Source organism: Saccharibacillus deserti (assembly GCF_013618475.1).
Lineage (GTDB): Bacteria > Bacillota > Bacilli > Paenibacillales > Paenibacillaceae > Saccharibacillus > Saccharibacillus deserti.
In genome coordinates this window covers 403,694-424,311 of record NZ_JABJVN010000002.1, presented here as the reverse complement: position 1 = coordinate 424,311, position 20,618 = coordinate 403,694, and the positions used below count along the sequence as shown (strand labels likewise).

Genomic DNA, 20,618 nt, shown 5'->3' with positions numbered 1-20,618 from the left:
GCGGACCGGATTCCTAAAAGAATTCGATGCGGTTTTGCTCTTCTCCTGCCGAGACTGCTTACTTTCTCAATTCGGCAGCAAAACTTTGTTCCAGACGGGCAATGACGTTCTGCTGGGCAGCCGCCACTTCCTCGTCCGTCAGTGTACGTTCGCCATGCTGGTAAGTCAGCGCCAGCGCTACGCTTTTCTTGTCCGATGCGACGCGGTCTCCCGTATAGACGTCGAATACGCGCACATCCTGCAGCAGTTCGCCCGCCGACTCGCGGACCGCCGCGATCAGCGAACCGGCTTCAACGTCGAGGCCGACCACAACGGCGATATCCCGCTGTGCGGACGGATAGCGCGGCAGATCGCGGTATTCGATCTCCGGCGCGGCCGGCGCATACAAATCGTTCAAGCAGATCTCGGCCGCATAGGTATCATCCAGATCGTAATCGAGCTGCAGCTGCGGATGCAGCTGTCCCAGTACGCCGATACGTTTATCGGGAGCGCCTGCCAGATACAGCGAAGCGGAACGTCCCGGATGGAACCCGTCCGGCGAATCGGCGCGGAATTCCGCATGCAGGCCCAGCTCTTCGAGCACGCTCTCCACGGCGCCTTTGAGATCGAAGAAATCGACTTTGCGCGATGCGGCGCCTACGGTTTCATCCGTACGGCTGCCGGCCATGAGCAGGGCCAGCATCGTGCGCTCGGTCGGCTGCTTCGTCACTTTCTGCTCGCTGCCGTGGAAGACGGTACCGACTTCGAACATCGACAGATCGGCGTTCTTGCGGTTGCGGTTGTACTGCGCCGCTTCCAGCAGCAGCGGAACAAGGGTCGTGCGCAGCACGCTGCGGTCTTCGCTCATCGGCATGGCCAGCGGTACCGCATAGCTGCCGGCCGAGAAGGCGGTGAAGCGCTGCGTGTTCTCGGGGCGGGTGAACGAATACGTCACCGCTTCATGGAACCCGCCGTGGGTCAGCGTGCGGCGAACCGCACGGCGAACCGCCTGCGACTTCGTATACGCTCCCGCCGTCGTCGGGCCTTCGATGACCGTCGACGGGATATTGTCGTAGCCATGAATCCGGGCGACTTCTTCGATCAGATCCACGTCGCGCGTAATGTCGCCGCGGCGCGTCGGCACCTGTACGTCCAGCACGCCCTGCGCGCTGTCGGCGCATTTGAAATTCAAACGGGCGAAGATCGCTTTCACTTCCAGCATCGAAATATCCGTACCGAGGTAAGCGTTCAGTTTCGGCAGCGACAGCGATAGGGTTTTTTCTCCGACGGCTCCGCTTTTGCTTTCCACGATTCCGTGCAAAACGGCGCCGCCCGCATGGCGGGACAGCAGCAGTGCCGCCCGGTCCAAGGCCGCGATCACGGCCGACGGATCGACTTCTTTTTCGAATCTCAGGCTCGCTTCCGAGCGCAGACCGAGCTTTCTCGACGTTTTGCGCACGGAAGAACCGGCGAAACGGGCCGATTCCAGCGCGATGTTAACCGTCGAATCTGTCACTTCGGTCTCAAGTCCGCCCATCACGCCCGCAAGCGCCGCCGGACGGTCTCCGCCGGTAATCAGCAGCATCGACGGATCGAGCTTGCGCTCCTGCCCGTCGAGCGTCGTCAGCGTTTCTCCGTCGCGCGCGGAACGCACGCCGATCTCCCGGCCGAGCTTGTCCGCGTCGAACGCATGCAGCGGCTGTCCGCATTCGAGCATGACATAGTTCGTGATATCGACGACGTTGTTCGTCGGACGGATCCCCGCGGCCATCAGGCGATTCTGCATCCACTGCGGCGAAGGACCGATCTGAACGCCGGAAATGTAGCGGATCGCGTAATGCGGGCTCAATTCGCCGTTTTCGACCGTAACGCTCACTTGGTCCGCTGCCGGTCCGCCCGTTTCGATCAGATCGATCGCGGGAAGCTTCACTTCGCGGCCCAAAATGGCGGCCGTCTCGTAAGCCGCGCCGATCATGCTGAGACAGTCGGAACGGTTCGGCGTCAGATCGAATTCCAGCACCGCGTCGTCCAGGCCGAGCACCTGCGTGATCGGCAGACCGATCTCGGCGCCTTCCGGCAGCACGAGGATGCCTTCCTGCTGGTCTTTCGGCAGCAGCTTGTCGTTCATGCCAAGCTCGCTGGCCGAGCAGATCATGCCCTGCGAAGCCACGCCGCGCAGCTTGGCGTTTTTGATCTTGAAGTTGCCCGGCAGAACCGCGCCCACGACCGCGACCGGAACTTTTTGGCCCGCATCGATATTTTTCGCGCCGCAGACGATCTGCAAATCTTCGCCCGTTCCGGCGTCGACGGTACAGACGTTCAGTTTGTCGGCATCGGGATGCTTTTCCTTGTGCTTGACATAGCCTACCACTACGCCCTGCACGCCTTGATTTCGCTGCTCGATCTCGTCGATCTCGATGCCGGACCGCGTAATTTTCTCTGCCAACTCTTCAGGCGTAATGCCTTCGATATTTACGTATTCGGACAACCACTGCGTCGATACTTTCACTGCCCGCTCACTTCCTTCTCTTGTGTTATATTCCTGCTTCTACGCTTCTATTGACGGGCGAACTGGTTTAGGAACCGTTCGTCGTTGTTGTAGAAATGACGGATATCGTCGATGCCGTATTTGAGCATCGCGAGACGCTCGGCGCCCATGCCGAATGCAAAACCGCTGTACTCTTTCGGATCGTAGCCGCTCATCTCCAGCACGCGCGGATGCACCATGCCGCAGCCGAGCACTTCGAGCCAGCCCGTGCTTTCCGCGCCTTTTTTGCGGTAGCTCACGTCCACTTCCGCGCTCGGTTCGGTGAACGGGAAGAAGCTCGGACGCATCCGGATCTGCGTATCGCTGCCGAACAGCTCCTGCATCAGCTGCAGCAGCGTGCCTTTGAGGTCGCTCATGCGGATATTTTTGCCGATCACGAGTCCTTCGATCTGGTGGAATTGGAACGAATGGGTCGCGTCGTCGTCGTCGCGTCGGTATACTTTGCCCGGGCAGATGATCTTCACCGGCACTTCGCCGTCCATCTTCTGCATCGTGCGCACCTGAACCGGGGACGTATGCGTACGCATCAGCAGATCTTCCGTAATATAGAAGGAATCCTGCATATCGCGCGCCGGATGGTCTTTCGGCAGATTGAGCGCTTCGAAGTTGTGGTAGTCGGTCTCGACTTCCGGGCCTTCGGACACCTGGTAGCCCATGCCGATAAAGATCTGTTCGATCTCTTCGATGATCCGGTTCAGCGGGTGTGCCGCGCCGCGCGGCAGTTTGCGCCCCGGCAGCGTCACGTCGATCGTCTCGGACGCCAGGCGGCGCTCCGTTTCTTCGCGTTCGAAACGTTCGCTGTGCGCGCTGACGGCCGCATCGATCGCATCGCGCACCTCGTTCGCCAGCTGTCCGATCACCGGACGCTCTTCGGCCGACAGCCCGCCCATGCCGCGCAGAATCTCGGTCAATTTGCCTTTTTTGCCCTGATATTTGACGCGCAGCTCATCGAGCTGTTTTGCGTCCGCCACGCTTCTCAAATGCTCGAGCGCTTCGGCTTTCAACTGTTCCAAACGTTCTCTCATCGTCCGCAGACTCCTTTCCCGCCAAGGGAAGTAATGAATACTCGTCATTTTTACCTTAAAAAAACCCGAAAAACAAAAAGATCTTCCCGCCCCAAGGGACGAAAAGATCGCGTTACCACCCTAATTCAGAAGCCTTCCCGCCGACCTGTCGGTATCGGGAAACTCGCGGCCGCAGCGGCCGGACTTCTCTCAGATGACGAAGATAACGGGTCGTCGACCCGGCTGTCCTAATGCGGGGCGGCAGGCGTCCCGGTTCAGACAGCGGCTCCAGAGCGAACTTCGGCGTCGGCGTTGTCGTAAAAATGCTCTCAATCCACGGCATTTTTTCCCTGTACGGCGTCGGCGCTTACTTTTCTCTATCATCGCGGCATTAGATTTTAAATATTCACTGCATTATTGTACTAAAATTTTATTCACGACGTCAATCACTATGCAAAAAAGGTAATGTGTTATATTTCGTATGTAGAAAATCTATTGATTTAATTTGTTCTACCAAGTCCGTCGTGCTAGGAAATATTTCTGTTCTCAAAACCGCATCAACTTTATTTTTGGAAATGTGATTGTCTAGTTCATCATTGAATTCATATCCGAAAAAGTAAGCGATCTTATTAAATTTAGAAAGATCACATTCAAATAAATGAACTTTTGCTTGATTATGTAGCACAACAATTGAATAATTTAGAGCTTTCATTTTATCAATCATTTCATTAGGACAATCTGTATAATAAAAGTTTTGTTTTTTTGTTTTTTTCAATGAAGAATTAATTACATATATTATATTAGATGAATCTTGCTCTGTGTTTTTATTAGAAAATTTAATTTTACCAATGATTTTTCTTTTATTTATAATGGGATCAAAAAAAGGGTTGTTATCTCCTGACGTTACGATAAAATCTTCATATATATAATTTATCCTATGAAGCACTAAATTATTTAAAACTTCATCTTCAAATAAAACGACATCACCTATACGTAATTTTTCATTACTTTTTATCGACCGTATTAAAACTTTTTCTCCTCCTAAAATAAGTGGAACCATACAATTCCCTTCAATTTCCATTAAGACATCTTTCCCAGACAAAAGAGCTTCTTTAGTAAAATTTTTTATCATAAGCTCATCACTTGAATTATTTGATGTTGTAGTAAAACTTCAACAAACTCGGAAATATCCTTTTGAAATTCTTCTTCTTCGATTGATATTTTAAAGTTGCGTCGTACAACTTCGGAAATTTGCTCCAATGATACAGAGTTATCTTTTTTGAATTCATTGAAAATTGAACAAGAAACATCGTCTTTTAAAATTAACGTTTCTCCAGTAGGAGATAGAATAAAAACACCTTCAGTATTAGCGTTAGAGAAAACAGAACCATTTAAAGAGTAGATGTTCATATTTATTAAAACCACCTTTCAATTTTTGAAATAACTCCACATTTGTGTTTTGAAATTTTTACGTATGTGAAAACATTCATGAAAATCCGTTTGATCCAAATCACCATCTTGAGATGCTTGAATGGCTCTACAGCCGCCTCCGCAAAATTCTTTAAAAGTACAATCTTTACATCCTGAAATATTATGAACAGTCCTGTTTTTTGCATTCATAAACAAATCCGATTCATAAAAAACGGTTTTCAGATCATCATTCTTAATATTACCTGCCACCATTTTATCGTCATGTAATAACTTACATAAATATATATTTCCCATACTGTCTATAGAAAACTCCCCTACACCGTGTCCACAATGTTTTTTATGCTCAAATTGTTTGATTGATAATTTATTAGCTTTTTTTCTGTTTAAGTCAAATAATTTTTCGTCTAGTTTAATTCTTTCATAACGATTTAAAGATTGACTAAAAGCAAAATCCTTTCCTCTACCCAATGAGGAAGTAGCGATTACTTTCACATGAAGATTATTTAAATTAGCGAACTTCAGAACTTTCTCAGAAGCATTTAGATTATTCTTTGTAATTGTTTGATTGATTTTCAAGTTTGCCTTTGCTTCTACCAATAAATCAATCGCTTTTTTTGCCTTTTCCCAAGATCCTTTACCTCTATTAAGATCATGTTTTGCAGCATCCATTGAATCTAAGCTAATTGTAATAAGATTTGCTAGAGAAGCTAATTTTCCAGCAACCTTTTTATTCTGAATTAAAGAACCGTTTGTTATAATGTTTGCGTTCATATTTAAATTTCTCACAAATTCTATTAATTCAAAAATATCTTTTCTTAAAAATGCCTCTCCTCCTGTAAAAACAATTGTTTCGACTCCCAGTTCTTGAACATTTTCAAACATTCTCATTGCTTCCTCGGTATTTAAATCATCACAAGTAGAACGTGTGGGGCTACTTTCAGCGTAACAATATATACAATTTAAATTACACTTATAAGTTGTCACAAAATACATAGTACTGGGTTTTTCAGATTCTATTTTTTTTTGCTTATATGAATTATATTCCTTATATTCTTCCGGCAGCTTTTCTATATATCCAATTTTATAAAGCAAAAGCAAGTTTAAAATATAAACGATTTTATCCTTTTCATATCCTTCAACGATTAATTCTTGTTCAGATCGATTTTGAAAAATAATTTTGGATGCAATATCGTATTCACTTTTTCCAAAAACCACCCAGCTATTCAATTGAAAGTTGTGAACAATATAGTCTTGTTTTTCTTTATAAACAGCTATTTTAGGAAATGAAATTTTGTTCATTTTATTTACTCCTTCTCAAAGTGTGAAAATCAATAATCAATTACGAGAATCCCGCTTACTCTCAGTTCTTTTTTAAAAGAGTAAGCGGATAATCCAAATCAATTTTCGAAGCTTTAACCGGATCCGGCTCCCGTGATAAAACCACATGAACACATACATGCTGCTTGAGCTTTAATTGACATCATAAATACTTTTGGCTTGGAATATTCCTTCACAGAAATCACCTCCTTTTTCAAAAAAATACCTTATATGCACTTATACATAAATGAAAAAGATCACATTTTATAACAAAAAGATAGAAGTAAGCTAGAAATCCGCTTTACTTCTATCTTTTACAAATTAAACATTTATTATATCTTCATCATAAAATGTATTTTACAGGCTTTAAACTAAAAAATAGAAAATAAGCTTCACTTCCGGTAATCCTGTAATTGTCGAGACCCGCACGAAGAGGAGAGCGGCTTGCATGTTCCGTTTATCAAACAACTCATCAATCTGCCAGCAGTCTAAGGGAAAGAAACCGAGCAGCGGGAAGACAGCTGGATCTGACTTGTCTCCAATGAATAAGATGCAGCAGGCCCAGGCTGTAGTGAGAGACGTAACACCGGTGATGAGCAAAGCGATGCAAATAACCTATCTGCAGACCAAACAGGTTTTGGATCGGTTTCACTCGATTGTATTCTTTGCGGATTCAATGAAGCAACGACGAAAAATGACATTGTTCAGCCGAAGCGCATGGCGAAACCCGACCTGCGCTTCGGCTGCTTACCGCCCGACCGACGAACAACGGCGCGAAGTCCGAGAGCATCTGCGTGTAGATGAAGCCCTGAACGCGAAAGTGAATCTCTGAAACATCGAGCGTATGGCTACCGAAACATGACTCATTTCATGCATCAATCTGGCTAGAAAATGGCCCTGATTCTGTCATGGAAAACTTGTGGTGAAGAGCCACCTTTATATCTGAAGGTTAATAAAATTTCTGTTCAATCCATGCTCCAAAATTCAAAACATATTTTGCGGATCCTGATAAAATTATTCTAACTACTTTTGGAGAAACATTCTCATAATAAAAATTCCGATTTTCTCCGGAATAAACTTTATTGTATTGTTCAAGAAGTAAATTTCGATAATTGGAACTTTCATCTTCGCTCCTTATGGGAAGGTTGAATGCTATGATTGCTTCTTGATAATCCTTATCTGTTTCTTTGTTCTCAGAAAAAGAAATTAGCGGGCTATTAACCCCTACTAATCTACGGATATTTTCTGCTGTGAACCTCCATTGTCCTCCAACTTTTATGCCTGAAAGTTCACCCGACTTTAAATAATTTCTGACTGTTCTCGTTGTAACGCTTAATTCTTGAGCGACTTCTTCGATCGTCCAATAATTTTTCATTCTTTCACCGTTTCTATGGGAATTGTATGTGTTGCATAAGTTTTGAATACTATATCATGCGAAGTATAAATCATGATTTTTCCTGTAGATAGCTTTATGAGAGACTGAAAAAGAGCGTTAGCTGACACTTGGTCAATACTGCTTGTGCTCTCATCGAATATATATACATCAGCTTCTTTGATTAACATTCTAGCAATTGCAATTCTTTGCTTTTCTCCTCCTGATAAATTCGCTCCATTTTCCGTCAAGAGAGTGCTCCACTGTTTAGTTTTAAAAATCGGATCCAATATTCCGGATTCTTCCACAATCTGTTTCTCTCTTTCAGTCAAATCTCTCCCAAATCCGATATTTTCTTCGATTGTTCTTGATAAAATTGTAGTGTTCTGAGAAAGATAAGCAATTTTTGATCTTAGAGAACAGTTGCTTACTAAATGGATTGGAATTTCATTAATTTCAATTCCTGAACTTTCTCTAAATTTGACTAGAAGCTTTAAAAGAGAGGATTTCCCTGATCCTGAATCTCCTTGTATATAAACAATTTGACCTTTCAATAAGGTACTATCCACTAACAATCTAAATTGGAAATTTTCAATTTGAAATGCTGGATTTCTTAAGGTTATTTTTTCGATTTTTTCGATTTCTATCGATCCGTCTGTTTCACTATGATCATCTAAGTCTTTTTTAATAAAGTCATTACTCGTTTCTAAAGCTTTTAAATTGATATTTACTTCTGTTAGTTTTTTCAATGAATTAAAAAACAAAGGAAAAATTATTCCGATCATAATCATACTGCTTATAGGAAGCCATCCTTGAATAATACAATAAGCAACTGAAATATATAAAACATTTTGAATGATCTGGTTGACGAAATCAATAATGGAACTTGATCCTTGAGCAAATTTATTAGTATTAGATAGTATTTTATATAAATTTTCTATTTTAGGAACAATAGCTTTTTCTAAATCTGAATACTGAGGGATCTGTTTGATATGATCAACGTTTGATAAAGTAACGACTAAGTCTTTATTAGCCGCCGCACCCATGAATTGTAGTTCTTCCATTTTCGTTTTCAATCGAGTATTAATGAACCGAAAACCGAAAAGATTGATTGGAATTAGAAGAAATAATATTGTAGCTATTGACCAGTGTATAGAAAAAGAAAGAATCAACGAAACTAAAATAAGAAACGACGCTTGAACCAGACTTTCAAAACTGGTTATCAAAAAAATATATAAGGTATCAACAGCAGCGAAAATTCTATTGATGAGGTATGTAGGTTCAAACTTGTTATATTGATCATATTTTAGCTGATACATTTTTTTTATAAGTGATGAAAGATGCTGTGTATTGAATTTAGATGCATAGTTTTGTCTATAAATAAGAAGAAAAAATTGTATTACAAATGATACAATCATGGCAGTTATTGCAAAAACAAATAATTTAACATCAAGTTTATCAGTTTGCTTCGAAAAAAACTGAATAAGAACCGGAACGATTGTAGCTGTAATAGAAGACATAATTACCAATAACAAAGTGATACCTATAAACTTCTTGTTTTCAAATATTAAACCTCGCATTTTATCCCTCCTTTAGATAAAAATAATCTAACACCTTATTCATATATTTTCAATGTAAAGATGAAAAAATATGAAAAACGGTGTTAGAAAAGTTTCTGTACATGTTATTTATGAATTTTCTTCTAATTCTCTTTTCAATTTGCGTATTTCTTTAATTTTATTATTCGAGAATATTTCCGAAAAAGAGTTCTTCCTATCTTTCGCGCCTACAGCCGTCCGATTTTCCGCTTCTCCCCGCAGCAGCTCCGCCAGTCTAAGCTCTAGCATCAACCGCCGTTCATTTTCTTCGCGGCCGCCCGGATTTTTCTCGCGCAGCTTCGCGTCCTCTTCCTGCTCCTCCAGACTGCCTTCGAACAAGGAAAACCCGCCTTCAGGCTGCAGCTCCGCAATCCGGTTGGCCGCTTTGCGCACCAGCATCCGGTCGTGGGAAACGAGCAGCAGCGCACCCTGATAGCGCATCAGCGCCGCTTCCATCACTTCGCGCGTATCAATATCGAGATAATTGTTCGGCTCATCGAGCACCAGCAGATTCGCTCCGCCGAAATACAGCCGAATAAACGCCGCCCGGCATTTTTCTCCCATGCTGAGATCGCCGATCCGCTTGAATACATCTTCGCGCGGGAACAAGAAGCAGCCGAGTATCGTCCGCGCTTCCGTCTGCGTCATGTTCGGCAGCTCAAGCAGACTGTCCAACAGGCTTTGATCGGCCGGCAGTCCTTCCAGCTCCTGCGAAAAGTATCCGATCTTCACGCCGGGATGCAGCCGTACTTCGCCCCGCGTCGGTTCAAGCTTCCCTGTCGCCAGACGCAGCAGGGTGGTCTTCCCGCTTCCGTTCGGTCCACGCACCGCCAGCCGATCGCCGCGATCCAGTTTGAAATGGACGTTTTCCAAAATGTGCTGCCCGTCGTACGCGAAATCGGCATGTTCGAACCGCAGCAGCGTGCGGGCTTCGAATCCTTCGTCTTCCAGGGTCATATTCAATTTGGGCGCCTGGCGCACGCTGCCGACGCTTTCCGCGTCCAGCCGCTCCAGCTGCTTCTGCTTGGCATGGTAGCGGGAAATATTTTTTTTGGCTTTTGCTTTGTAATAGCTCTGCGTGATTTTGACTTCGCTCTGATGCGTCGCGGAATTGTGCGCCTGCAGGAACCACTGCTGATAATTGCGGATCGATTCCTCGAGCGCTTTGCGCTGCTGTTCCTGCTTTTTGTGCAGTGCTTCGTGTTCGCGCAGTTCGCGTTCCTTGTGGCCTTGGTAATCGGTGTAACCGCCGCGGTATTTTACAATGCCGTCCGGATTCAGTTCGCAGACCGCAGTCGCCACCTCGTCGATGAACTGCCGGTCGTGCGAGACGAACAGCAGCGTGCCCGCGTAATGGCGAAGCTGCTCTTCGAGCCAGTGCAGACTCTCTTCGTCCAGATGGTTGGTCGGCTCGTCCAAGATCAGCAGCTTGGGCGATTTCGCCAGCAGCGCGGCCAGGCGCACCCGCGTTTTTTGGCCGCCGCTGAGCGACGCATACGGCAGATTCCAGCTTTCTTTGGGCATCCCGATCCGCTGAAGCTGCTTCTCGACTTCGTTTTCCCAGTGAAATCCGCCTTGGCTTTCGTACTCTTCAAGGGTCGGTCCGTACGCTTCCAGCGCCTGCTCCGCCGGATGACCGGAACCGCTCATCTCCCGGGCCAGTCGTTCCAGTTTCATTTTGAGCGCATGCAGATGATCGTTTTCCAGATAGGCCCGCTCAAGCGCGGTTGTTTCTTCGGGAACGTCTTCGTGCTGCTTCATCATGCCCCATTCTTCGATTGGCAGGATGCGTTCCACGCTGCCGCCCGTCGCTTCTTCCATACCGGCAAGTATGCGCAGCAGCGTCGTTTTGCCGCAGCCGTTGCGTCCGAACAGCGCCAGGCGCTCGCCTTCCGCCACTTCCAGATTCACCTTTTCAAACAGCGGCTGCCCGTTCCATTCTTTCTCCAATTGTTTGGCAATCATCCAGGTTCGCATCGATCGATCATCCTCTCCGAATAAAAAAGTCCGCGTGACGGCAAACGCCGCTGCGGACTTGGAGAGTCGATGATCGAGCAGAAACCTGCGTATTTCACGGGAAGTGAGGCGCGCCTGTCGGAAAATTCCGAAAAATCGGTACGCAAAAAGAGGCACACACTCCCGATGGAAGACGCACGGTTCCCTCTCTCACTCCTGCCGCAGCCGAACGTTTGAACGTCCGCCTGTCGTGTCCCGCTTTTTCGGCGCAAGAAATTAAACGGTTCGAAAACCGATAGCTGCCGAAAAGCAAGTATGCCGAGTTAGATGAGGACATGCGCAGTATACTTCATCGTATAGAGTGTACCTCTCGAATTCTACAGAATGGTTGAACACCGCAAGTCTAACAAAACTTTATAACGGTGACAACCTTTTTTACCCGGTTAGCCGAAAATGAATCCCCAGACCGCGTGCAGCCCCGTTCCCGCAAGAAACAGGATGCCTGCGATAAAAGCCAGATAAACCAGCAGTCCGATCCCCGCAATCAGCGCAACGCCGATCCGGATTCCGTTCCCGATCCGATTTGCGATTCGGTGCGAGACTCGGGCTTCCTTTTTCCCGTGCATGCGGTCTTCCATATCCGAACACTCCCCGTTTCTCCGATTGGGCCTGCGGCCTGTGTTTCTCCCCAGCCAAAAACCCTTCCGTTTGTTTATCGGCATTTCAACGCAATTTCGATACCCCGTATCTGCAAAGATTGTGTGAACGTGGTAAAATCGGCATAGCGAAAGCGAGGGGAATCAGCGGATATGACCAAAAATATATCGGATATCGCGCAGATGGCGGGCGTCGCCAAAAGCACGGTATCCCGTTACTTGAACGGCGGCTCCGTCAGCGTCAAAACAAAACAGAAACTGGAGCGCATTACCCGGGAAGCCGGTTATGTGCCCAATACGTTCGCCCAGAGCCTCAAAGCCAAACGGACCAATCTGATCGGCACTATCGTGCCCCGGCTCGATTCGTTCGCGGCCGCGCAGACAATGACCGGCATCGACGAGGAGCTTCGCACGGCCGGCGGCCGTATGCTCGTCTATAACGCGGGGCAGGATCGGCAGCGGGAGATCGAAGCGATGCAGGATCTGGCCCGGCAAAAAGTGGCGGGTATCATTCTAATGCCGGCGCAGGTAACGGACGGACATCTGCGGGCGGCCGAAGCGGCGGGTATTCCCGTGCTGCTCGTGGGCCAGGGAAATGATCGGCTGCACAGCCTCGTCTACGACGATTACGGAGCCGGGCGGCTGATGGGACGCCACGTACTGGACATGGGGCACCGCCGCATCGCCTATCTGGGCGTGACCGAAGACGACGAAGCGGTCGGACGGCTGCGCAAAGAAGGTTTCCGGGCCGCGGCGGAGGAATGCCCGGACTGCGAAATCCGCTATTACGAGAGCAGTTTCGCGATCGGCGACGCCCGGGCTGCGGCAGAGAAGATTCTGGATGAGCATGCGCCTTCGCTGATCGTCTGCGCTACGGACAATATTGCGCTGGGCGTCGTCAAAACGGCCCATGTGCGCGGTCTGTCGATCCCGTCGCAGCTGTCGGTGACCGGCTTCGGCGGCTATGAAGTCACGGCAATCATCAATCCGGAGCTGACTACCGTGCGTTTCCCGTATTACGAGGCCGGCAGGCTGGCCGCCCGCAGCATACTCAAGCTGACGGCGGGCGAAGACGTTCGGCGTTCCACTGTCATGGACGTCGAAATGCTTTCCCGAGAAAGCGTTGACAATTTAAATATACCTTTTGTATAATGCAATCGGAACCGGTTCCGGTTTGAGGCTCGGGCTATGCCCTCTCGTCGGACCGGAACGGCGTTCTGATTCGCCGAATCTTTTCACGGTCTTTTTTCATTCTCTTTTGGAACCGGTTCCGGGTTTGATTCTCTACCTGCCCTACTTTTTTAACCGAAAACGGAACCGGTTCCCAAAATAAATGCGGAGGAATGCCTACTCTTATGAACATGACGCGCGAACAAAAATACCGGCTGCTCCGGCAGGCGGAACCGGGCGAGTTGGAGATATTGGCGAAACAGGCGGACGGCTGCGGCTGGCGCCAAACGTACCATATCCAACCCCACGCCGGACTGCTGAACGACCCCAACGGTTTTGCTTATTACAACGGCAAATATCATCTGTTCTATCAATGGTTCCCTCTGGGTACGGACCACGGAATGAAATACTGGTACCACGTTGTCTCTACGGATCTGGCCTGTTGGACCGATGCCGGCATCGGGTTGGAACCGGGCGGTCCGTACGATTCGCACGGAGCCTACTCCGGCAGCGCGATCGAAAAAGACGGTCGGCTGCATCTGATGTATACCGGCAATACACGCGACGAAGACTGGGTACGCCGTCCATATCAATGCCTCGCCATCATGGACGAAACCGGAGCGATCGCGAAACGGGAACTGCCTGTCATTTCGAACGTTCCCGACGGCTATACCGATCATTTCCGCGACCCCAAAGTCTGGAAAAACGGCGATTCCTACTGGTGCGTCATCGGCACGCAGCGCAGCGATCTGACCGGAGCAGCGGTGCTGTACCGTTCGCCGGACCTGCTGGACTGGACGTTCGCGGGCGAGCTCAAGACTTCGCTGCCTGATTTCGGCTATATGTGGGAATGCCCGGATTATTTTGAGCTGGACGGCGCCGGTCTGCTGCTGCTCTGCCCGCAGGGCGTGGAGCGAGACGGCGAACACTTCCGCAACATTTACCAATCGGGCTATCTGCTCGGCGATCCCTTGAATACGAAGAACGGTACATTCAAGCACGGGGCCTTCGCGGAACTTGACCGCGGCTTCGACTTCTACGCGCCGCAGACGACCGAAGGACCCGACGGACAGCGAATCCTGGTCGGCTGGATGGGACTGCCCGATCTGGAATATCCGACAGACGATCGGGGCTGGGCACACTGCCTGACTCTACCGAGAGAACTCTCGCTGCGCGGCGGCCGGCTGATTCAGCGGCCCGCGGCCGGACTGCGGAATCTGCGCGGCGAGTCGCGCTCTTTCTCCGCCGCTTGGGCCGACGGACGCCGCAGCTTCGACGGAATCGAAGGCACCGCCTACGAGCTGCTGGTCGCGATAACGCCTGCGGATCCAAGCGCTTCCGATGTTAGACACGCAGACAGGCTCCCCGAGAGCGGAAGCGGCCGGTTCGGCGTCGAATTCCGCACCGGCGCCGAGGAACGCACGGTGCTGACCTACGACGCGGGCAGCCGCACGGTCACGCTCGACCGTTCCCGCTCCGGCGCTCCGCTTAGCCCCGACTACGGAACGACGCGCAGCTGCACGCTGGGCGGCGAACACGGCGGAACCGCTGTGGAGTTCCGCTTATTCGTGGACACCTCATCCGTCGAAATTTTCGTCAACGACGGCGAAGCCGTATTTACCGCGCGCTTGTTCCCCGATTCCGCCAGCACCGGTATTGCGTTCTTTGCGGACGGAGGCGGCGCGGCATTCGAAGGCTCCTGCTGGCCGTACGGCACAGGCGCGATTCCGCGCGGACTTCCGGCCGGCATGTCGGACTTCGGGAAGGTGAGACCATGAGCCGGCTGTACGCGATCGGCGAAGTGCTGATCGATTTTATTCCGCTGCAAAAAGGCTTCGCGCTCAAAGACGTGACCGCGTTCGAACGCGCACCCGGCGGAGCTCCCGCAAATGTAGCGGCCGCCGCGGCCAAATACGGCGCTTCCGCCGCCGTACTGACCAAACTCGGCACCGATGCGTTTGGCGACTTCCTGCTGGAAGCGCTGCGTCAGGCTGGCGTAGACACACGCCATATTCTGCGAACCCACGAAGCGAATACGGGCCTTGCCTTCGTCTCGCTGAGAGAAAACGGCGAACGCGACTTCTCCTTCTACCGGAATCCGTCCGCCGACCTGCTGCTGTCGGAGAGCGAGATCGACGCGCAGCTGTTCCAAGCCGGCGATATCCTGCATTTCGGCTCGGTCGACCTCGTCGAAAGCCCGATGAAACAGGCGCACCGCAAAGCCATTCGCGCCGTCAAGGAAGCCGGAGGCCTCGTCAGCTTCGACCCCAATGTCCGGCTTCCGCTGTGGACAGACGCCGAAGACTGCCGCCGCGCCATTTTGGAATTTTTGCCGAAAGCCCATCTGGTCAAAATATCGGACGAAGAATTGACGTTCATCACCGGCATCGAAGACGAGGAGACCGCGATCTCTTCGCTATTCCGCGGCGACGTGCAGGCGGTCGTCTACACGCGCGGCCCCGGCGGAGCGCAGCTGCATACGGCCGCCGGCCGCTACAACGCTCCCGGCTTCGCAGTCGATGCCCAGGATACGACCGGCGCAGGCGACGCTTTTGTCGGCGGACTGCTGCTGCATCTGCTGGAACGCGGCGCCAATCCTGCGAATCTGACGGCCGTCCTTGACGAACATCATGCCGAAATCCTTCGGTTCGCCAATGCGAGCGGAGCCCTGACCACCACGAACAAAGGCGCAATTTCCGCTCTGCCGGAACGCGCCGCCGTCGAAACCCTTATGCAGTCGCAGCCCCTCCACCCCCTATCCGGAAAGGAATGACTCTTATGTCCGAAAACCGCGACATCGCCCGCGACATCGTCGAAGCTATCGGCGGCAAAGAAAATATCGCCTCGTTCGCGCACTGCGCAACCCGGCTGCGCATCATGGTCCGCGACAAAGACAAGATCGACCAGAACCGGATCGAGAATACCGACAAAGTCAAAGGTGCCTTTTTCAACTCCGGCCAATATCAGATCATCTTCGGAACCGGCACCGTCAACCGGATATTTGAAGAAGTCGAACGGCTCGGCATCGACAGTACATCCAAAGAAGAAATCAAAAGCGAAAGCAAAAAACAGGGCAATGCGTTCCAACGCGCCATCCGTACGTTCGGCGACGTCTTCGTCCCGATCATTCCCGTGCTCGTCGCGACGGGCTTGTTCATGGGCCTGCGCGGCCTGCTGACACAGGATTTGGTCCTGTCCTGGTTCGGCCTGACGTCGGCCAGTATTCCGCCGAATTTCCTGCTGTTCACGCAGGTGCTGACCGACACCGCGTTCGCGTTCCTGCCGGCGCTCGTCGCCTGGTCCGCGTTCCGCGTCTTCGGCGGCAGTCCCGTGCTCGGGATCGTGCTCGGCCTGATGCTCGTCAATCCGGCGCTGCCGAATGCCTACGCCGTCGCCGACGGCAGCGCCCAAGCGCTGACGATGTTCGGTTTCATCCCGGTCGTCGGCTATCAGGGTTCCGTTCTGCCGGCGTTTTTCGTTGGCCTGCTCGGCGCAAAGTTCGAGAAATTTTTGCGCAAAAGGGTGCCCGAAGCGCTTGATCTGATTCTGACGCCGTTTGTCACGCTGCTCGTCATGATTACGCTTGGACTGTTCGCGATCGGACCGGTGTTCCACTCGCTGGAGAACGTCGTCCTGCACGGCACGACGTACCTGCTTGACCTGCCTTTCGGCATCGCGGGCCTGCTGATCGGCTTTTTCCATCAGATCGTCGTCGTCACCGGCGTGCATCATATCTTCAACTTCCTGGAGATCCAACTGCTGGAGCAGACCGGTTCCAATCCGTTCAACGCCATCATCACCTGCGCCATGGCGGCTCAGGGCGCGGCCTGCCTGGCCGTCGGCTTGAAGACCAAGAATGCCAAGCTCAAAGCGCTGGCGCTGCCGTCTTCGCTGTCGGCGTTCCTCGGCATTACCGAACCTGCGATCTTCGGCGTCAACCTGCGCTACATGAAACCGTTCGTCATGGGTCTGATCGGCGGCGCGGCCGGCGGCTTCCTCGCTTCGCTGCTGCATCTGGCGGGTACGGGTATGGCGGTCACCGTCATTCCGGGCGCCCTGCTGTATCTGAACGATCAGCTCCCGATGTACATCCTGTGCAACCTGGTTGGGGCGGCAGTCGCCTTTACGCTGACCTGGCTGTTCGGTTACAAAGACGAGCCTGCGGTCGAAGCAGAACGCCTGAACGCCGGCAGCGCGTCCGCTGTGCCTGCAGCCGGAACTCCGGCCGCCAAAGCGCCGACGAATGCGGAGATCCCAGCACCTGCCCCCGTATCCGCAAAAGCCGGAGAGAACGCTCTTTCCGCCGATCCGGATGAAGTTCCGTTCTCGTCCCTTTCGGTCCTCTCTCCGATGACCGGACGCGCGGTTCTGTTATCGGAAGTTCCCGATCCGGCCTTCTCCGAAGGACATATGGGGCGCGGTCTTGCTATCGTTCCGTCGGAAGGGTTGGTCTTGGCTCCGTTCGACTGTACCGTCGCGCACGTGATGGACAAAAGCAAGCACGCCGTAATCCTGGAACACGGCAGCGGCGCACAGCTTCTGATCCATGTCGGGATCAATACGGTATCGCTCAAAGGAGCCGGTTTCACCGTTCACGTACAGAGCGGCGAACGCGTAACGGCGGGGCAGCCGCTGCTCGAATTCGATCTGGATGTGATCCATGCGGCGGGCCTCTCGTCCGTCACGCCGGTGATCGTTCCTGACGGGCTTGATGCCGTATTGGACGTACATCCGCGGCCGTCCCAGATCGTTACGGCCGGTCAGCAGACCGTTCTCGAAGTACGGGTAACCGCGGAAGTTACGGCCTGATTCGATGTATTTAACTTGAATATGATTTTACCATTAGACGAACAAAGACCGCCGGAGAAATCTCGGCGGTTTTTGTTCGTCTTCTTTTTCTCGCTTGCTCTTTTCAACATAATGACAAGTTTCCGGCAACATAAAAAAGCCACGCTTAGTCGACAGACGACAGCGGGCTTTCTTTATAACAGGCCAACAACATACTTCCTAAAAAACAAAAACCGCTGCACCGCAGCGGTTTCTTGCAAGACTTGCTCTAAAGCGGGTGATGGGAATCGAACCCACGCTACCAGCTTGGAAGGCTGGAGTTCTACCATTGAACTACACCCGCACAAATCAATATGATATTGTTGAAAAAATAATGGTCGGGACGACACGATTTGAACATGCGACCCCCTGGTCCCAAACCAGGTGCTCTACCAAGCTGAGCTACGTCCCGACATTGTGTATTGCCTTTTGGCTCTCACGTCCTCTTGAGGACAAGAAATAATATACCACGCTCAGAAAAAGTTTGCAAGCATTATTTCAAAAAAAGTGTACGGCCCATTCGAATCGGCCGTACACCTTTTGGCGTGACTTGCTGATGCAGCAGTTTCAAGCAGCTTAACCGAGCTTTTTTTGCTGCAAAAACATTCGTTCGAATCGCCCTGCAGGGACAGGACGGCTGAACAGGAATCCCTGGGCTTCATGGCAGCGTTGGCTGCGCAGGAACGCAAGCTGCTCTTCGTTCTCCACGCCTTCCGCCGTTACTTTCAGCTTCAGGTGATGCGCCATCGAAGCGATCGTGGAGACGATCGCCGCATCGCTCTCGCCGCTCATCACTTCGCTGACGAAGGAACGGTCGATCTTGAGACGGTCGATCGGCATGTTTTTCAAATAATGCAGCGAACTGTAGCCTGTGCCAAAGTCGTCGATGCTGATATGCAGGCCGAGCTGCTTGAAACGCTTGAGCTGTTCGAAAGCGGCATCTTTGTCCACGGTCATGCTCTCGGTAATCTCAAGTTCCACATACTGCGGATCGAGACCGATCTCTTCGAGCATCTGTCCGATCTGTTCCGCAAGCCGGGGCTGGCGGAATTGGCGGATCGACAGATTGACGGACATGCAGAGCGGCGCGTATCCTTTGCACTGCCATTCCTTGTTCTGCCGGCAGGCTTCGTGCAGCACCCATTCGCCAAGCGGCACAATCAGACCGCATTCTTCCGCCAAAGGAATAAATTCGCCGGGAGATACGGGCCCCCGCGTCGGATGATTCCAGCGCACGAGCGCCTCCATGCCCAAAATCCCGCCGTTTTCGACCGACATTTTAGGCTGGTACTCCAGGAAGAATTCGCCGCGTTCCAATCCCTTGCGCAGATCGCTTTCCAGAATCAGCTTCTCGCGGGCGATCATCGTCATGCCTTTGGAGAAACGTTTAACTTCGGCCCCTTGCTCCTTTGCCAGATGGACGGCCGCATCGGCGCTTTGCAGCAGTCCGTCTGCGGCATGACCGTCTTCCGGGTAGACCGAGATGCCCGCGGACAATGCGACATAATGTTCCATTCCGCCTACGTTGACCGGACGCTCGAACTCTTCGAGCAGCGCCTGTGCACGATGCATGGCTTCCTCGCCCCCGCTTTCCGGCAGAACGACCGCAAATTCGTCTCCGCCGGTACGGAATACTTCTTCGCTCCCTTTGAGGCGGCTCTGCAGCGTTTCCGAAACGATGCCGAGCAGACGATCGCCCGCCTCGTAACCGAGCGAATCGTTGATCGTCTTGAAACGGTTGATATTGAGCACCATCAGTGACGTCTTGCCGGAATAGGCTTCTTCAAGCCGCGTGTTCAGCCTCGCATGCAGACTTCTGCGGTTCGGCAGACCCGTCAGTTCGTCATTGTAAGCCAGAAATTCGATCCGGTCTTCCGCCTGACGCTGTTCCCGCAGAGGTTCGGCAATCGCCAGGCGAAGACCCTGGCTTACCAGAACGGCATAAGCCAGCGCATGGAGCGCGGAAGCGGCCAGCAGCGCAACTCCAGGGGAGGCGTCGGCCTGAAGCATCAGAATCTGGGCAATCGCCATGAACCCCAGAGACTGCACCGCGACCCACAGCGCTTTGATGCGCAGGCGAAGATAACGGACACACAGATGGACCGCGGCGATTCCGGCCCCTGCCAGAGCCAGGATCGTCAAGACCCGCTCAACGCCGCTCCACTGATAGGCAGGAAGCGCGGAGCGAACGAAGAACAACAATCCCGCTGCAGCCAATGCAGCCAGAGGGAGTCCGAAATACATCAAACGGCCGGGAATCCGACCCGGTCGGTCGGGAAGAACGAACAAGAGTACAAGTCCAAGCGAATAGACAAGAGCCGCCAGCGAGAGTAGCCATTCCGTGCCGGAGCTTCCCGGCTTCGTCTCGGTCATGAAAGCGTGTAAATGGGTCAGCAGATACAGCAGTTCGATCGCACCGGCCGCTCCCATAAGCTTGACCATGCGTTTGCTGTAGCTGCCGATCCTGCGGTCAAAAAGCGGAGTGGCATGGAAATAAACCGTCAAGCAGGCCGTAACCGAAAAGCAGGCCGTCAGTAGAGATAAAGCGGGGGCCCATCGGCTGTCGGCGCCTGCGGCGTAGAAGAACATTTCTACCGCTTCGCATGCAAGAACGAGAAGAAAGACGGAAAAGGCGTAGAGCTTCAGTTGGCGGATCGCCGGGGTTGTATGCATGAACTCACTTCCGTCCTGCTGGGATGTCATAAAATCGATCAGTCTCACCTTCGTCATAGATTCTACGCCGTCTTGCTTTCTCCTGCC

At 51.4% G+C, this 20,618-nt stretch carries 15 protein-coding genes and 2 tRNA genes; 5 read left to right on the top strand and 12 right to left on the bottom strand.

All coding sequences use genetic code 11. The features are described 5' to 3' along the window. Positions 1–58: 58 nt before the first annotated feature. From pheT to HOP44_RS07925, 5 genes are all read right to left on the bottom strand, one after another. Positions 59–2,488: a phenylalanine--tRNA ligase subunit beta gene (pheT, locus tag HOP44_RS07945; RefSeq protein ID WP_172252202.1), complete on the bottom strand. Its 2,430-nt coding sequence runs from the start codon at positions 2,486–2,488 to the stop codon at positions 59–61. Between the two features lie 47 nt (positions 2,489–2,535). Then, positions 2,536–3,552, bottom strand: coding sequence for a phenylalanine--tRNA ligase subunit alpha (pheS, locus tag HOP44_RS07940; protein ID WP_172252200.1), 1,017 nt, complete (start codon positions 3,550–3,552; stop codon positions 2,536–2,538). Between the two features lie 421 nt (positions 3,553–3,973). Continuing rightward, complete coding sequence (locus HOP44_RS07935; protein WP_172252198.1) at positions 3,974–4,663, bottom strand: S24/S26 family peptidase; 690 nt, start codon at positions 4,661–4,663, stop codon at positions 3,974–3,976. Continuing rightward, positions 4,660–4,941 (bottom strand): hypothetical protein, encoded by a 282-nt coding sequence (locus tag HOP44_RS07930; RefSeq protein ID WP_172252196.1) that lies wholly within the window; start codon positions 4,939–4,941, stop codon positions 4,660–4,662. Before HOP44_RS07930 ends, HOP44_RS07935 begins: the two co-directional genes overlap by 4 nt. 18 nt (positions 4,942–4,959) lie before the next feature. Further along, positions 4,960–6,261 carry a radical SAM/SPASM domain-containing protein gene (locus HOP44_RS07925; protein ID WP_172252195.1) on the bottom strand — a complete coding sequence of 434 codons (1,302 nt, stop codon included), beginning with the start codon at positions 6,259–6,261 and terminating at the stop codon, positions 4,960–4,962. 466 nt (positions 6,262–6,727) lie between these two features. On the opposite strand from HOP44_RS07925, the gene HOP44_RS07920 reads away from it, so the two are divergent. Further along, on the top strand, positions 6,728–7,111 hold the full coding sequence (locus HOP44_RS07920; protein WP_172252193.1) for a hypothetical protein: 384 nt from the start codon (positions 6,728–6,730) through the stop codon (positions 7,109–7,111). Positions 7,112–7,228: 117 nt separating this feature from the next. Here HOP44_RS07920 and HOP44_RS07915 read toward each other — a convergent pair whose 3' ends face one another. From HOP44_RS07915 to HOP44_RS07900, 4 genes are all read right to left on the bottom strand, one after another. Next, a complete protein-coding gene (locus tag HOP44_RS07915) occupies positions 7,229–7,654 on the bottom strand; it encodes a helix-turn-helix domain-containing protein (protein ID WP_172252191.1) in 426 nt (141 codons plus the stop codon). Continuing rightward, positions 7,651–9,231, bottom strand: coding sequence for an ATP-binding cassette domain-containing protein (locus HOP44_RS07910; protein ID WP_172252189.1), 1,581 nt, complete (start codon positions 9,229–9,231; stop codon positions 7,651–7,653). Before HOP44_RS07910 ends, HOP44_RS07915 begins: the two co-directional genes overlap by 4 nt. A 108-nt stretch (positions 9,232–9,339) precedes the next feature. After that, positions 9,340–11,226, bottom strand: a complete 1,887-nt coding sequence (gene abc-f, locus HOP44_RS07905; RefSeq protein ID WP_172252187.1) for a ribosomal protection-like ABC-F family protein — start codon at positions 11,224–11,226, stop codon at positions 9,340–9,342. A 422-nt stretch (positions 11,227–11,648) separates the two neighbouring features. After that, complete coding sequence (locus tag HOP44_RS07900; protein WP_172252185.1) at positions 11,649–11,843, bottom strand: hypothetical protein; 195 nt, start codon at positions 11,841–11,843, stop codon at positions 11,649–11,651. A 171-nt stretch (positions 11,844–12,014) separates the two neighbouring features. Here HOP44_RS07900 and HOP44_RS07895 point away from each other — a divergent pair, with 171 nt between their 5' ends. The 4 genes from HOP44_RS07895 (at position 12,015) to HOP44_RS07880 (ending at position 17,840) form a co-directional block, all read left to right on the top strand. Beyond that, a complete protein-coding gene (locus HOP44_RS07895; protein ID WP_172252183.1) occupies positions 12,015–13,013 on the top strand; it encodes a LacI family DNA-binding transcriptional regulator in 999 nt (332 codons plus the stop codon). A 203-nt stretch (positions 13,014–13,216) separates the two neighbouring features. Next, positions 13,217–14,809 (top strand): glycoside hydrolase family 32 protein, encoded by a 1,593-nt coding sequence (locus HOP44_RS07890; RefSeq protein WP_172252181.1) that lies wholly within the window; start codon positions 13,217–13,219, stop codon positions 14,807–14,809. Further along, positions 14,806–15,804 (top strand): PfkB family carbohydrate kinase, encoded by a 999-nt coding sequence (locus tag HOP44_RS07885; protein WP_172252179.1) that lies wholly within the window; start codon positions 14,806–14,808, stop codon positions 15,802–15,804. Before HOP44_RS07890 ends, HOP44_RS07885 begins: the two co-directional genes overlap by 4 nt. 5 nt (positions 15,805–15,809) lie before the next feature. Continuing rightward, complete coding sequence (locus tag HOP44_RS07880; RefSeq protein ID WP_172252177.1) at positions 15,810–17,840, top strand: sucrose-specific PTS transporter subunit IIBC; 2,031 nt, start codon at positions 15,810–15,812, stop codon at positions 17,838–17,840. 251 nt (positions 17,841–18,091) lie between these two features. On the opposite strand, the gene HOP44_RS07875 is transcribed toward HOP44_RS07880, so the two are convergent. The 3 genes from HOP44_RS07875 to HOP44_RS07865 form a co-directional block, all read right to left on the bottom strand. Next, a tRNA-Gly gene (locus HOP44_RS07875) sits at positions 18,092–18,162 on the bottom strand. Positions 18,163–18,193: 31 nt separating this feature from the next. Then, positions 18,194–18,270, bottom strand: a tRNA-Pro gene (locus HOP44_RS07870). Positions 18,271–18,434: 164 nt separating this feature from the next. Then, positions 18,435–20,588: a putative bifunctional diguanylate cyclase/phosphodiesterase gene (locus HOP44_RS07865; protein ID WP_172252175.1), complete on the bottom strand. Its 2,154-nt coding sequence runs from the start codon at positions 20,586–20,588 to the stop codon at positions 18,435–18,437. Between the last annotated feature and the right edge of the window lie 30 nt (positions 20,589–20,618).